At 71.2% G+C, this 13947-nt stretch carries 16 protein-coding genes and 1 riboswitch; of the genes, 13 read left to right on the top strand and 3 right to left on the bottom strand.

The genetic code is table 11. From position 1 onward, the window contains the following. Positions 1 to 184 precede the first annotated feature (184 nt). Both ACIQUQ_RS13260 and ACIQUQ_RS13255 read left to right on the top strand, forming a co-directional pair. Positions 185 to 805 carry a SurA N-terminal domain-containing protein gene (locus tag ACIQUQ_RS13260; protein ID WP_403974740.1) on the top strand — a complete coding sequence of 207 codons (621 nt, stop codon included), beginning with the start codon at positions 185 to 187 and terminating at the stop codon, positions 803 to 805. Between the two features lie 84 nt (positions 806 to 889). Then, on the top strand, positions 890 to 1864 hold the full coding sequence (locus ACIQUQ_RS13255; protein WP_403974737.1) for a nucleoside triphosphate pyrophosphohydrolase: 975 nt from the start codon (positions 890 to 892) through the stop codon (positions 1862 to 1864). A gap of 20 nt (positions 1865 to 1884) precedes the next feature. On the opposite strand, the gene ACIQUQ_RS13250 is transcribed toward ACIQUQ_RS13255, so the two are convergent. The 3 genes from ACIQUQ_RS13250 to ACIQUQ_RS13240 all read right to left on the bottom strand — a co-directional run bounded on the left by ACIQUQ_RS13250 (position 1885) and on the right by ACIQUQ_RS13240 (position 4397). Continuing rightward, entirely contained in the window at positions 1885 to 3102 is a 1218-nt protein-coding gene (locus ACIQUQ_RS13250) for a globin domain-containing protein (RefSeq protein ID WP_403974734.1), read from the bottom strand. Between the two features lie 228 nt (positions 3103 to 3330). Further along, complete coding sequence (locus ACIQUQ_RS13245; RefSeq protein WP_403974732.1) at positions 3331 to 3534, bottom strand: hypothetical protein; 204 nt, start codon at positions 3532 to 3534, stop codon at positions 3331 to 3333. Positions 3535 to 3545: 11 nt separating this feature from the next. Then, on the bottom strand, positions 3546 to 4397 hold the full coding sequence (locus ACIQUQ_RS13240) for a Scr1 family TA system antitoxin-like transcriptional regulator (protein WP_403974729.1): 852 nt from the start codon (positions 4395 to 4397) through the stop codon (positions 3546 to 3548). 314 nt (positions 4398 to 4711) lie between these two features. Here ACIQUQ_RS13240 and ACIQUQ_RS13235 point away from each other — a divergent pair, with 314 nt between their 5' ends. From ACIQUQ_RS13235 to ACIQUQ_RS13185, 11 genes are all read left to right on the top strand, one after another. Continuing rightward, positions 4712 to 5239, top strand: coding sequence for an ATP-binding protein (locus ACIQUQ_RS13235; RefSeq protein ID WP_403974727.1), 528 nt, complete (start codon positions 4712 to 4714; stop codon positions 5237 to 5239). 90 nt (positions 5240 to 5329) lie between these two features. After that, positions 5330 to 5521, top strand: a complete 192-nt coding sequence (locus ACIQUQ_RS13230; RefSeq protein ID WP_403974724.1) for a hypothetical protein — start codon at positions 5330 to 5332, stop codon at positions 5519 to 5521. Next, a complete protein-coding gene (locus ACIQUQ_RS13225; RefSeq protein ID WP_403974721.1) occupies positions 5505 to 6032 on the top strand; it encodes a DUF6879 family protein in 528 nt (175 codons plus the stop codon). The genes ACIQUQ_RS13230 and ACIQUQ_RS13225 overlap by 17 nt, the downstream gene beginning before the upstream one ends. After that, complete coding sequence (locus tag ACIQUQ_RS13220) at positions 6029 to 6859, top strand: helix-turn-helix domain-containing protein (RefSeq protein WP_403974719.1); 831 nt, start codon at positions 6029 to 6031, stop codon at positions 6857 to 6859. The genes ACIQUQ_RS13225 and ACIQUQ_RS13220 overlap by 4 nt, the downstream gene beginning before the upstream one ends. Before the next feature lie 73 nt (positions 6860 to 6932). Further along, positions 6933 to 7373 (top strand): glycine-rich domain-containing protein, encoded by a 441-nt coding sequence (locus ACIQUQ_RS13215; protein ID WP_403974717.1) that lies wholly within the window; start codon positions 6933 to 6935, stop codon positions 7371 to 7373. Between the two features lie 9 nt (positions 7374 to 7382). Further along, a complete protein-coding gene (locus ACIQUQ_RS13210; protein WP_403974715.1) occupies positions 7383 to 7814 on the top strand; it encodes a hypothetical protein in 432 nt (143 codons plus the stop codon). A 241-nt stretch (positions 7815 to 8055) separates the two neighbouring features. Continuing rightward, a complete protein-coding gene (locus ACIQUQ_RS13205) occupies positions 8056 to 9318 on the top strand; it encodes a cytochrome P450 (protein WP_403974713.1) in 1263 nt (420 codons plus the stop codon). A gap of 116 nt (positions 9319 to 9434) precedes the next feature. Continuing rightward, a complete protein-coding gene (locus ACIQUQ_RS13200; protein WP_403974710.1) occupies positions 9435 to 10493 on the top strand; it encodes a transglycosylase family protein in 1059 nt (352 codons plus the stop codon). Between the two features lie 288 nt (positions 10494 to 10781). Then, positions 10782 to 10954, top strand: a riboswitch (cyclic di-AMP (ydaO/yuaA leader). Between the two features lie 5 nt (positions 10955 to 10959). Further along, entirely contained in the window at positions 10960 to 11643 is a 684-nt protein-coding gene (locus tag ACIQUQ_RS13195; protein WP_403974708.1) for a transglycosylase family protein, read from the top strand. A 376-nt stretch (positions 11644 to 12019) separates the two neighbouring features. Further along, positions 12020 to 13306, top strand: coding sequence for a phosphopyruvate hydratase (gene eno / locus ACIQUQ_RS13190; RefSeq protein WP_399949990.1), 1287 nt, complete (start codon positions 12020 to 12022; stop codon positions 13304 to 13306). A gap of 101 nt (positions 13307 to 13407) precedes the next feature. Beyond that, the gene (locus ACIQUQ_RS13185) at positions 13408 to 13884 is read left to right on the top strand and encodes a septum formation initiator family protein (protein ID WP_403974706.1); all 477 of its coding nucleotides are present in this window, start codon (positions 13408 to 13410) and stop codon (positions 13882 to 13884) included. The last annotated feature ends 63 nt before the right edge of the window (positions 13885 to 13947 follow it).

The raw sequence follows: 13947 nt of genomic DNA, 5'->3' as shown, positions 1-13947 counted from the left end.
TGCGCCGGGCCGGTGAACGCGACGGAACGGCAAGGGAATCGTTGGTCGAATCGGTAGCTCGGATCACCCCGACTCCCTACCATCGATCACCGCAAGGCCTTGTGCACCGAAGCGCCCATCCGTCACCCGACCACCACCCCCCAACGAGGCGCTCCGCGCCGCCCCTGCCTTCCGGGAGGCTCTCTTGCACCGCCGCACCGCGCTCTCCGTATCCGCCGCCCTGCTCGTCGCGGCCCCCCTGCTGACCGCGTGCGCGGGCGAGGCCCGGCCCGGTACGGCGGCCGTCGTCGGCGGCGAGCGGATCGCCACCTCCGCCCTGCAGGCGCAGGTCAAGGACGTCCGGGCCGCGCAGGACCGGTCGCCGCAGGCCGCCCAGCTGATCGGGGCCTCGGCGGGTCTGGAGCGGGCCAAGCTCAACTCGATGATCCAGAGCCTGGTGCTCCGGAAGGCCGCCGCGGACGCCGGCCTGACCGTCTCCACCAAGGAGATCGAGGACGCCCGCAAGGCCGACGTGCAGCGCACGGGCGGCGAGAAGCAGTTCCAGGACATGGTCCTCCAGCAGGCCTCGATCGCGCCCGGCCAGATCGACGACGCGATCCGGGACCGGCTGATCGTCAGCAAGCTGACGGACAAGTACGGCCAGGACAAGATCATCGAGCCGATCGCGGCCGCCGCGAAGGCGCTCGGCGTCGAGGTGAACCCGCGCTACGGCAGCTGGGACGCCGCCCGGATCCAGCTGACCGGCGGCAAGACCCCCTGGATCCTCCAGAAGACCACGCCCCAGACGGCACCCCAGGGAGCCTGAGCGCCGGGCGGCGGACGCCCCGGGGAGTGCCGTCGGAGTGCCCCCCGGGCGAGTCCACCCGGCGCGCGGAGGTAGTTTCGAAGGGTGACTGACACCCGTACCGACGCCACCGGCCGCATCGTCCTGCTCACCACCAGCCACCGGGTCGCCCCGGGCCTGCTGTCGTGGTCGGCCTGGGAGACCCTGCGCACCGCCGACCGGGTGCTGTGCGCCGACCCGGGCCACCCGCAGCTGCCGTACCTGCGGGAGGCCGGGATCGCGGTCGAGGGTGCCCGGCCGGACGCCCAGGAGCTGGTCGACGCCTGCGCGGGCGGCCGTACGGTTGTGGTCGTCCCGACGGGCGAGGGCGACCAGCGGCTCACGGACGGCCTGGCCCGGATGGCCGGCTCGGGCCGGTTCGCCATGCCCGACCTGGAGCTGCTGCCGGCCTCCTACGACCTGCCCGGCGCCCGCCTCCTCGACCTGGTGCAGGTGATGGACCGGATCCGGCGCGAGTGCCCCTGGTCTTCCCGGCAGACGCACGCGAGCCTGGCCAAGTACGGCATCGAGGAGGCGTACGAGCTGGTCGAGGCCATCGAGGACGGCGACCGGGACGAGCTGCGCGAAGAGCTGGGCGACGTACTGCTCCAGGTGGTCTTCCACGCGCGGATCGCCGAGGAGGACCCGGAGGAGCCCTGGTCCGTCGACGACGTGGCCGGCGGCATCGTCGAGAAGCTGATCCACCGCCACCCGCACGTCTTCGGGGACGCGACCGCCGAGACGCCCGAGGAGGTCAAGGCGCACTGGATGCGGACCAAGGCGGTCGAGAAGCAGCGGGAGTCGGTCACGGACGGGATACCGCTGGGCCAGCCGGGCCTCGCGCTGGCGGCGAAGCTCGCGGGGCGGGTGCGCGGCGGCGGCGTCGACGTGGAGCTGCCCAAGGGCGAGGGCGTCGGGTACGAGCTGCTGGCCCTGGCGGCGCGCGCCGAGGCCGAGGGGGTCGATCCGGAAGCCGCGCTGCGTGCGGCGGCCCGGGCCTACCGGGACGCGATCCGTGTCGCCGAGGGCGTCGGCGTGTAGCCCTCAGCGTCAGGTGTGCGTCAGAGACCGGGTCCGGTCCCGCGCGGGGCGCGGCCGGCCGGGTTGTACCAGTGGGCGTCGGGGGTGTTCAGGAACCACTCGCCGAAGCCGAGCGGCCGGCTGCGGGGTCCGCCGGAGGCGGGCACCGCGTCGTAGAAGATCCGCGCGGGGTCCGCGCCGAGCTCCTCCAGGAGGTAGGCGGTCTCGTCGATGAAGGCGGGCGGGCCGCTGACGTAGACGTCCTGGTGGGGCCAGAGGCCGCGGTTGCTGAGCGCGGTCGCGAGCCGGTCGGTGGCCTGGTTTCGGTGCCGGCCGGGGGCCGGGGTGATGTACGTGACGGCCAGCCAGGGGCAGTGCCGCCGGAGGTCCTCGATCAGCGGCCGGTCGTACAGGTGCGCCTGGTCGCGTGCGACGACGAAGAGCCGTACGTCGTGTTCCGGCGGGCGGTGGACCAGGTCCTCCAGCATGGCCCGGACCGGGGCCCAGCCGGTGCCGGCCGCGATGAAGCTGACCGGGCGGCCCGCGTCCCTGCGCAGGGTCATCCCGCCCCATGCGGCGCCCAGCCGCAGCAGCTCCCCGGGCTGGGCCTCGTTGACCAGGTGGGAGCTGAGCCGGCCGCCGTCGATCCGGCTCACGTGCAGGTCGAGGGTGAGGTCGGCGCGGGGCGCGTTGCCGAGGGAGTACGTGCGCCAGGTGGTCGGCACCCGGTCGCTGCTCACGCTGACGTACTGGCCGGGGGCGTACGGGAGCCGCTGGTGCGGTCGCAGGGTCAGGACGGCGATGTCCCGCCCGTACTGGAGGTGGCGCACGATCTCGGCGTCCCACCAGGGTGGGTCCTCGCTGGAGGCGGCGCCGTCCGTCATGGCGTCGGCGATCACCTGGTACGCCTCGCCCCACGCCTTCTCGACCTCCGGCGTCCACGCCTCGCCGGACGCCTCGGCGAGCGCGGCCAGCAGGCTGGCGCCGACGGCCGTGTAGTGCTCCGGGCCGGCGAGGAACTTCCGGTGGTCCCGGCCGAGGTCACGGAGGTAGGGGAGGAGGGTGGGGTCCTCCAGGTGGGAGACGACGTGCGTCAGCGCGGCGAAGAGACGGTCCCGCTGTCTTTCCATGTCCGCGAACGAGGGCGGGAACATCTCCCGGATGCCGGGGTTGTGCCAGAACAGGTGGGAGTAGAAGAACTTGACCGCGTGCTCGGCCCGTCTCTCCACCACCGCGAAGCTGTTTTTCAAGATCCTCACATCCACAAAACCGAAAGTAGGAATGTGAGACTTGCTCAGGTCAAGGTCTGTCCGATCTGCGGACAGCCGCGACGAACCGTGCTATATGGGGTGCCGGCCCGCTCCTGCGAGGCGTGGCCCGGTCCCCGCGCCGTCCTGGCTCCGCGGCAGGTTGGCGCCCTGCCGCGCCGACGGGTACGGGGCCGGCTACGCCATCTGTGAGACCGGCCACGTACGCCGTGCGGCGGGCTAGCTCTGGTCCAGCAGGTGGTCCGCCTTGCCGGCCTTGATGTCCCGGATGAGCTGCCGGAGCGCCTCGACGCTGTCGGTCAGGGGGGAGTCCTCCGCTCCGGCGACGGCTATGTAGCTGTTGCCGGCCGCGTCGATGCCGATGCGGTAGCAGTTGTTGCCTGCACCGCAGTACGGCTCCTCCCATGCGATGTCGGGTGACATGGCCCGTCCCTTCAGAGTTGTTTGGCGATGCCGTGGATGAAGTCCCGCGACTCCCGCTCGGAGAGCGCCGTCTCGTCCATCCACCGCAGGTGGCTCCGGTACTGGGCGAGCTGAGCCTCTGCGTGGGCGAAGTGCGGACCGTGCGCGGTGTCGAGCTGGACGGTGTCCAACTGCGGTACCGGTCCCTCGGCGTAGAGCAGGGCGTGCCCGGCACCGGGGAAGATGCCGTGCTCGAACGAGATCACGCGCAGGCTGATGTGAGGCTCCTGCCCGCGCTCGATCAGGTACTCCAACTGCGCCCGGGCCACGGCGCGGCCGCCGAACTGCATCCGGAGAGCCGCCTCGTGGATGTACCCCACGTACGGTGTCGGGTTGTCGCCCGCCAGGACCTGGGCCCGTTCCTGGCGGTGCGCGACCCGCAACTCGACCTCCAGCCGCGACAGCTTCGGCAGGAACGAGTCGAAGATCGCGCGGGCGTAGTCCTCGGTCTGGAGCAGGCCGGGCAGGTGCACGGTCTGCGTGGTGAGCAGGCGGCCGGCGTGCCACTCCAGCTCGGAGATGTCGAGCATGCCTGCAGGCAGCTTGCCCCGGTACTCGTCCCACCAGTGGCGCCGGAGCCGGGCGGCCATGGAGACGAGGCCGGCGATGTAGTCCTCGTCGAAGCAGCCGCAGTTGGCGGTCAGCGTCCGCAGACGCTCCTCGTTGATCGTCCGCGTTCCGGACTCGATGTGGGGGATCTTCGACCGGTCCATGCCCAGCAGGGCCGCCGCCTCTTCGGCTGACATGCCGGCCGCCGTCCTGATCCGCCGCACCTCGGCCCCCAGGCGCTGCCGACGGTAGGTCGGGATGGTCCTCGCTGACATCGCGCCCCTTCTCTCGCTCCGGGCAGTCTGCTACCTGACCCCCCGGCGGGTCCATAAATGGCTCATGTGCCAAGAACGTTGCGACACAAGAGCCATAGATGCCCTACAGTCGGTAACGCACCGCTCACGCAAGGGGAGTTGAAGCGCATCGGTGGCGCATGTCCGCGCCGGCCGACAGGCCACGACCCGCCCCGCCAGGGACACATGAGCCCGACCCACCGTGAAGCCATCCGTGCGCGCCGACCTCGCCACACGCCCTCAGTCACGTACGCCGCTGACCACCACGCCACGTACTCAACTCGCGGGAGTTCGCGATGCTCACCCCCTTCCACCCGGCCCCGGCACGTCTCACCGGCTGCCCGGTCGCTCCGCCCACCCCCCAGAACCCGACCGCACCCCCACCCGACGCACTGGCCTGCTCCCTCACCCTCCCCGGGGAAGCCCACAGCGCCCGCATCGCCCGCGGTACCGTCCGCCTCGCCCTGCTGACCCACCGGCTGGACGGACTCGTCCCGGCGGCGGAACAGGTGACCGGCGAGATGGTGGCCGCGGCCTGGCGCCTGAACCCGGGCCGGGACCTCTACCTCTCGCTCCGCTGGCGCGACGACGCGCTCCGCCTCACGGTCTACGACGGCCACGCCCCGCACGAGCACCCCCGCCTGGCCGCCGCCTGCGAGGCGCGCCGCCGCAGCGCGCTCCGCCTCCTGTCGGTCGTCGTCCGGGAGTGCCGCGGCCAATGGGGCTTCGGCGAATCCCGCGAACCGGGCGGCGGCACCCGCACCTGGGCCACCCTCCCTACGACCCCCACCCACACCTACGCCCACCCCCTCCGGCGCGCGTGACGGTTTCCCGTAACGGAAACCCAAAGCCCTTGCACCGGCCCACGGGCCGCGACCAGCATCAGACGCGACACTCGACTTCGAGGGGAAGCAGTGAAACTGACCCGGCTTGCGAGTTCATGCGAAGACGGCGACTGCCCCACCATCTATGCCACGGACCGCGGTACGGTCGCGATCCAAGGGAGCAGGCTGGACGGCCACGGCCTGTTGCTGCCGGAACACGAATCCGTGGTCGAGATCCCGGTGTCCCTCCTCCGAAAGGCAGTCCGTGACCGACTCGTCTAGGACGCTGGGGGAATGGATCGAGGAGTTCGAGCGCGAGGCGTTCCGCCTGGAGACGCTGGACGACTACAGCCAATCCGGCGGCGTGGACGCGTATCGAGCGTTCCTCGCCGGTGAGCCCCAGCCGGAGGACCACAAGACGGCCGCGTGGGTGGGGACCGTGGCGAACGCCGTACGGAATGGGAAGCGCATGTACCGCGTGCACATCCTGTCTCGCCCGCTCACGGAATACCTACGCTTCGAGCTCTCGTGGGGGTACCGCAGGAACATGACGGCCGGGGAGGAGTTCTTCATCCTCGACACCACCCATCAGCCGAACCCGATTCCGGATGCCCCCGACTTCTGGCTCTTCGACGACAAGGCGGTCGGCGCCATGAGCTACGACGGGGCCGGCAAGTTCCTCGGGGCGGAGTTCCTGGGTGAGGAGAGGACTTCCCAGTTCCTCGCATACCGCGACACGGCCATGGCGCACGCCGTGCCGTTCCCCGAATGGTGGGCGAAGTACGGCGAGTGAACAGATCGGGTCTCGGCTCCGCGCTGCGGGCGCTGCGTGAAACCTCCGGCCTGGAGGCGAAGGCGGTCGCCCGCGGTGCGGCCATGTCCCGCTCGAAGCTGTCGAAGATCGAAAACGGGAACGCCTCGCCGAGCGTCACCGATGTGGACTGCATCCTCACGGCCATAGGCGTCTCCGAGGAGGTCAAGGCCGAGTACATGGCCGCGGCCCGCGAGGCGGCGACCGAGATCACGGCCTGGCGCCTGGTCCGCAGGCTCGGGTACAGCCGGAAGCAGCAACAAGTCCAGGCGTTGGAGTCCCAGACCACACTGCTTCGCCTCTTCCAGCCCTCGCTCGTTCCCGGACTGCTCCAGACACCGGAGTACGTCCGTGCAGTGTTCGCCCGGAAGCACCTGTCACCGGCGGAGCTGGAAAGGACGACCGCCGCCCGGCTGGCGCGTCAGCGCGTGCTCTACACGGAGGGAAAGGCGTTCCGCTTTGTCGTCACCGAGCCGGTTCTGAGGTGGCGGATCGTCCCTCCGCTGGTCATGGTCGGGCAACTCGACCGGCTCGTCTCGTTGTCACGGCTCCCGGGAGTCGACATCCGGGTGGTGTCCCTTTCCGCACCGCAGACCGACTTCCCGGGCCATTCGTTCGTCATCAAGGACCAGCGAATGGTCACCGTGGAGACCGTGCACGCGGAAACGGTCGTGACCGACCCCCGGGACATCGGTCTGTACGTCTCCAAGTTCGAGGCGTTCTGGCGGGACGCCGTTGCCGGTGACGAGATGCGGGAACTCGTCGACGGTGTCCGGGACGGCTTCTTGCGCGAACGGGAAACCGGCTAGAAGCGACACCCGGCCGCCGACACCATGGCCCTTCGCAAGGCCAAGGCCAATCGTCGGAGGAAAGGGAATCGCCATGGCGACCGTTGTGGACGTATCGGCCGCGCTGCGGCGCGGCCGGGACCTCGTCGAGCCGGAACTGTTCGAGCGGCTGGCCGCGTTCTGCGCGGACGAGTACGAGCTGGAACGGGGCGAGGCAGACCGGGTCATGGACCAGGCGCTCGCCTTCGTGTGGGTCATCGGCGACACCGGCGCCGATGACATGGCGCCGTCCGCGGCCGTGGACCCCGGCTGGCACACGTTCATGCTGCACACCCGGGAGTACGCGGACTGGTGCGCCGACCGGTTCGGCCGGTTCGTCCACCACGCCCCGAACTCCAAGGTCCGGACGCGCGGGCTGATGATCTCGGTCGTGGAGCGGCTTCAGGGCGCCGGGTTCGCGGTGGACGAGGCGCTCTGGGGGACCGCGGCCGAGTGCAACCAGCCCGCCTGCTGTGGCGACGGACCCTGCTGCTGAGCCGGCGGCGTGGGTGCCGGTGGCGGGGTCGCCGGCTCCGGCCGGGTCACCGTCTTCGAGATGTTCGGGGTCGTCTTCGGGTACGCGACGCACTCGCTCGACGCTCGGGGGCTCGGGGAGGTGGCCGTGGTCGGGCCCCTGACGCCCGGCGTCCGCTGGGAGCGGCTGTGGGAGATGGCGCGGAACATGAACCGGGAGGCGGCCCGGCAGGACGAGCACGCCGCGTGGATCATGGCGCAGGCCTCCCGCGCGTACATCTGCGGGAGCGGACGGATCGTCCAGCTCAGCCGAGGAGAGTGGAAGCTCGCGCCCGGCGGGCGGAGCGTCCGCTTCCCCGGTACGTACTGCAACCGCGACGAACTGTGGACGGGCGATCTGGTGGTCGAGGGGGTGACGCCCGAACAGGTGGCCCCGCGCACGTCGTCGCCTTACGGGGCCTAGCCCGGCAGCACCGGCCGGCCGGGCAGGCACGGCGCTTCCGGCACCGCCGGGCGGCATCCGGCTTCCGGCACCGCCGGCCGGCACCCGGGGCTTCCGGCACCGCCGGCCGGCACCCGGGGCTTCCGGCACCGCCGGCCGGGTGGTACCCCAACCCCCGGCACCGCCGGAGGCACCGGCACCGCCGGAGGCACCCGGCACCACGCGGCGGCCCCCCGCCGGGGCGACGGCTAGGGTCGGCCGTATGCACGACCAGGCCGCGCCCGATTCTCCGCCCACCCTCTTCGACTGGCAGTTCGCCACCGATCCGTACCCGGCGTACGCCTGGCTGCGGGAGCACTCGCCCGTGCACCGCACCGCGCTGCCCAGCGGGGTCGAGGCCTGGCTCGTCACCCGGTACGCCGACGCCCGGCAGGCCCTCGCCGACCAGCGACTCAGCAAGAACCCGGCACACCACGCGGAGCCGGCGCACGCCAAGGGGAAGACCGGCATCCCCGGCGAGCGCAAGGCCGAGCTGATGACCCACCTGCTCAACATCGACCCGCCGGACCACACCCGGCTGCGCCGGCTGGTGTCGAAGGCGTTCACGCCGCGCCGTGTGGCGGAGTTCACCCCGCGGGTGCAGGAGCTGACCGACCACCTCATCGACGGCTTCGCGGAGAAGGGGGAGGCGGACCTCATCCACGAGTTCGCCTTCCCGCTCCCCATCTACGCCATCTGCGAGATGCTCGGCGTACCGCGCGAGGACCAGGACGACTTCCGCGACTGGGCCGGGATGATGATCCGCCACGGCGGCGGACCCCGCGGCGGGGTGGCCCGGTCGGTCAAGAAGATGCGCGGCTATCTGGTGGAACTGATCCACCGGAAGCGGGACGACCTGGGTGATGACCTCATCTCCGGACTGATCCGGGCAAGTGACCACGGCGAGCACCTCACCGAGAACGAGGCCGCGGCCATGGCATTCATCCTGCTTTTCGCCGGTTTCGAGACCACCGTCAATCTGATTGGGAATGGGCTGTATTCCCTGTTTCGGAATCCCGCCGAGAGGGTCCGGCTCCAGGACTCGCTCGCGGCCGGCGAGACCGCCCTGCTGGAGACCGGGATCGAGGAGCTGCTGCGTTACGACGGCCCCGTCGAGCTGGCCACCTGGCGGTTCGCCACCGAGCCCCTGACCCTGGGCGGAGAGCGCATCGCCGCAGGTGATCCGGTACTCGTGGTGCTCGCCGCAGCCGACCGCGACCCGGCCCGCTTCGACGGACCGGACACCCTCGACCTCTCCCGGACCGACAACCAGCACCTCGGCTACGGACACGGCATCCACTACTGCCTCGGCGCCCCGCTCGCCCGCCTCGAAGGACAGACCGCGCTCGCCACCCTGCTGACCCGGCTGCCGGACCTGCGACTTGCCGTCGACCCGGACGAACTCCGGTGGCGCGGCGGGCTCATCATGCGCGGCCTGCGCACCCTGCCCGTGGAGTTCACCCCCCGTCCCAAACAACGGAATTGAGCATTCCTCACTTTCGTGACCTCAACGTGATCTGCGCATCATCGACTTGTGACATCCGTTCGAACCCCGCTAGGTTCGCCGTCACTTCCTTTGCCGCCACGCGAAAGGTCCACCTCATGCGTTCCGGGAACGGCCGTCACCGGCGCCCCCGTCAGGCCCCTGCGCTCGTCGTCACGGCGGGCGTCACCGGCTCCGCACTGGCGCTGCCGCTGCTCGCCGCCACCAACGCCAGCGCCGCCGACACCGCCACGTGGGACAAGGTCGCCGAGTGCGAGAGCGGCGGCACCTGGAGTGCCGACCTCAACAACGGCTTCTACGGCGGACTGCAGTTCACCCAGGAGCTGTGGAAGGAGGCCGGCGGTCAGGAGTACGCGCCCCGCGCCGACCTCGCCAGCCGCTCGCAGCAGATAGCCGTGGCCGAGCGGGTGCTCGCCGAGAAGGGCCCCGGGGCCTGGCCGCTGTGCGCGGCCCCCGCCGGGCTCACCAAGGCCGGCCCCAAGGCCGACGTGGACGACGGCCTCGGCAAGCCGAAGCCGGTCACCCCCGCGCCCGTGCGCCCCGACGAGGGCTCCGGCGCCACCGAGGAGGCCGGCACGGGTACGAAGACCCCCGCGCCCCCCGTGACGCGCACCCCGGCACCGCCGACCGCCGGCACCCCCTCGGGCACCGCCACCCCGGGCGCCACCGGAACCCCCGGAGCCACCCCCGGCACCGCGACCCCCGGCACCGGCACCCCCACCACCCCCGGCACGGGCACGCCCACCACCCCGGGCGCCACCGGCACCCCGGGTACGCCCGGCGCGACCGACGGGGGCACCCCGGGTGCGACCCCCGGAGCCACCGACGGGTCGGCCACCCCCGGCACCGGCAAGCACCGGGGCGACGCGGCCGACGAGACGTCAGGGGGCGTGTCGGGCGAAACGGACGGAACGGGACGTCACGCCCTGACCGCCGACCCGCTCGCACCTGACGCCGGGTCGGGCACCGGCGTCACTCCCGAGGGCGCCGGGGAGTCCACGTACATCGTCAAGTCCGGCGACAGCCTCTCCGACATCGCGGACGCGAAGGGCCTCAAGGGCGGCTGGGCCGCGCTGTACAAGGCCAACGAGCAGGTCATCGGCGATGACGCGGACCTCATCAAGCCCGGTCAGAACCTCGACCTAAGGCAGAACTAGGGGCACTTCGGGCATCCGTTAAAGCGGGCAATGTCCGGATTCATGTAAGTCTGGCGTCAGTGAGACATGAGTCTCAGGCCGTCAACTGGCGTGTCCCGCCCGGAAGCTCGGCTACCGCCCCTTCTCACCTGCGCAAACGCCGGTTCCCGATGCGCAAGTACGGGCCGTTTCTCCCCGATGTCCTGCCTTGAACATCGGGGAGCGGTCTGTCTACGGTCTGAACCGCTCGCCACCGCGGGCTCCTTCGACCGCATCGCCGAGTCCTGCCGGCGGACGGGGGAAACAGTCGTCGCGCAAGCGCCGAAGGCAGGAGCGGGGGACCCAAGGTTTGTGCCGGGCCCGGCCGTTGAAAGACGGTCACGGAACGGCTTGGGGTGAAGCCACGCGCTAGGACGCGAGGCCGGGCAACTCACTACGCCCGAACCCGACAGCTCACCTCGTAGGCGTCGGTGAGGAGAAGCCTCCAATGCTGCTTTCCAAGGGCAAGCACCGTCGTGCGTCCAAGGCCACCCGCATCGTCACCCTCGTCGGCGTGACCGGCGCGGCCGTCGCCGCCCCGCTGATGGTCGCGGGCACCGCCAACGCCGCCACCGCCTCCGAGTGGGACCGCGTCGCGCAGTGCGAGTCCGGTGGCAACTGGTCCATCAACACCGGCAACGGCTACTACGGCGGCCTGCAGTTCTCCCCCTCCACCTGGGCTGCGTACGGCGGCACCGCCTACGCCCCGCAGGCCAACCAGGCCAGCAAGTCCCAGCAGATAGCCATCGCCGAGAAGGTGCTGGCCGGTCAGGGCAAGGGCGCCTGGCCGAGCTGCGGTGTCGGCCTCTCCGGCGCCAAGTACAGCGGCGGCGGCTCGGGCGAGTCCGCCCCGGTCAAGAAGAAGGCCAAGAAGAAGACGACGGAGACCCGCACGCAGCAGGCTCCGACCACCCGCTCCGAGCGCACCACCGCCGCCCCGAAGCCCGCGGCCCCGGCCGCCGGCTTCGAGAAGGGCAACGGCTCCTACGAGGTGAAGGCCGGCGACACCCTCGGCACCATCGCCGACGCCCAGAACGTCAAGGGCGGCTGGGAGAAGCTCTTCGAGCTCAACAAGGACATCGTCACCGATGCCGACCTGATCTACCCGGGCCAGATGCTGAAGCTCTCCTGAACGGCTCCGGTACGGGAGTAGTCCCGGCCCGGCAGTAGCCACGCCCGCCCGGCGCGTCCTCCCCCCGACGCGCCGGGCGGGCGTTCCCCTTTCTCCGGCCCGGCCCGGCCCCCGGACCCTCCGGCCGGGCCGGAGGGCGCTCCGTCCGCCGGCCGCTGACCCCCCGGTAACCCCCTCCCGGAGCCCCTTTGGGAGCCCCTGTGCTCGTTTGATCAGGGGTCTATGTCCTGGAAGGCGGGTATTCGGTCCCTTTTTCGTCCCAGGACCCGGGCGGTCGAGCGGCCGACGCCCCCGACGGGGTTAGGCTCTAGGCGGCGAGGGCCGGTCCCACGGCCCCACACGCCACCGCACATCTAGCGTCACATCCCAGAAGGAGATGCTCGTGCCGTCCATCGACGTCGTCGTAGCTCGGGAAATCCTGGACTCCCGAGGCAACCCCACGGTCGAGGTCGAGGTGGGCCTCGACGACGGCAGCACCGGCCGTGCTGCCGTTCCGTCCGGCGCCTCCACCGGTGCCTTCGAGGCCATCGAGCTCCGTGACGGTGACCCCAACCGCTACATGGGCAAGGGTGTCGAGAAGGCCGTCCTGGCCGTCATCGAGCAGATCGGCCCGGAGCTCGTCGGCTACGACGCCACCGAGCAGCGCCTGATCGACCAGGCCATGTTCGACCTGGACGCGACCGACAACAAGGGCTCCCTCGGCGCCAACGCCATCCTGGGCGTCTCCCTGGCCGTGGCCCACGCCGCGTCCGAGGCCTCGGACCTGCCGCTGTTCCGCTACCTCGGCGGCCCGAACGCGCACCTGCTGCCCGTTCCGATGATGAACATCCTCAACGGTGGGTCGCACGCCGACTCCAACGTCGACATCCAGGAGTTCATGATCGCGCCGATCGGCGCCGAGTCCTTCTCCGAGGCCCTCCGCTGGGGTGCCGAGGTCTACCACACCCTCAAGAAGGTCCTGCACTCCAAGGGCCTCTCCACCGGCCTGGGCGACGAGGGCGGCTTCGCCCCGAACCTGGAGTCGAACCGCGCCGCGCTCGACCTCATCGTCGAGGCCATCAAGCAGGCCGGCTACACCCCGGGCAAGGACATCGCGCTCGCGCTCGACGTCGCCGCGTCCGAGTTCTACAAGGACGGCAAGTACGAGTTCGAGGGCCAGTCCCGCTCGGCCGCCGAGATGACCGAGTACTACGAGGGCCTCGTCGACGCCTACCCGCTGGTCTCCATCGAGGACCCGCTGTTCGAGGACGACTGGGCCGGCTGGAAGGTCATCACCGACAAGCTGGGCTCCCGCGTCCAGATCGTCGGCGACGACCTCTTCGTCACCAACCCCGAGCGCCTCGCCCGCGGCATCGAGGAGGGCTCCGCCAACGCCCTGCTGGTGAAGGTGAACCAGATCGGTTCGCTCACCGAGACCCTCGACGCCGTCGAGATGGCCCAGCGCAACGGCTTCAAGTGCATGATGTCGCACCGCTCCGGCGAGACCGAGGACGTCACCATCGCCGACCTCGCCGTCGCCGTGAACTGCGGTCAGATCAAGACCGGCGCCCCGGCCCGCTCGGACCGCGTCGCCAAGTACAACCAGCTGCTGCGCATCGAGGAGATCCTCGACGACGCCGCGGTGTACGCGGGCCGCAGCGCGTTCCCGCGCTTCAAGGGCTGACCCGGCCGAACCGGCTGACAGCGCCCTGAGCCTCCGTACGTCCCCGCACTCGGTCCCGTACCGTGTGCGGGGACGTACGTGCTTATCAGGGGAGGCGGGACATGGCCGGGAACCGGGATCGGTTCTCCACCGCGACCAGGCTGAAGGCGCTCGGCGAGCGGACCGCGGCCCACGTCTACCGCTCCCAGTCCCGCCGGCAGGTCCGGCGCAGCCGCCTCACCGGGCGAGCGGCGCTGCTCGTGCTCGTCCTCTGTACCCTGGTCGTCGCCCTCGCGTATCCGATGCGCCAGTACGTATCCCAGCGCTCGGAGATCGCGGAGCAGCAGCGGGAGGCCGACCGGGCGCGGCAGCGCCTGGAGGAACTCCGCGACGAGAAGGCCCGCTGGCAGGACCCGGCCTACGTCGAGCAGCAGGCCCGCCGGCACCTGCACTACGTCCGGCCCGGGGAGATCGGCTACACCGTGGTCGACCCGGAGGCCGAGGAGCGGCGCAGCGCCGACGAGGGTGCGGCCGACCGCCCCTGGTACTCCAACGTCTGGGACGGCGTCGACAAGGCCGACCGCCCGGACGAGGATTGACGCACTGCCCGACCGACGCACTGCCCGACTGACGCACCGCCCGACCGACGCACCGTCCCACTG

It is taken from the genome of Streptomyces sp. NPDC101118 (genome assembly GCF_044759445.1).
Taxonomy (GTDB): domain Bacteria; phylum Actinomycetota; class Actinomycetes; order Streptomycetales; family Streptomycetaceae; genus Streptomyces.
Note: the sequence above shows the minus strand (reverse complement) of the source record. Positions and strands in the feature narration are given on the sequence as shown.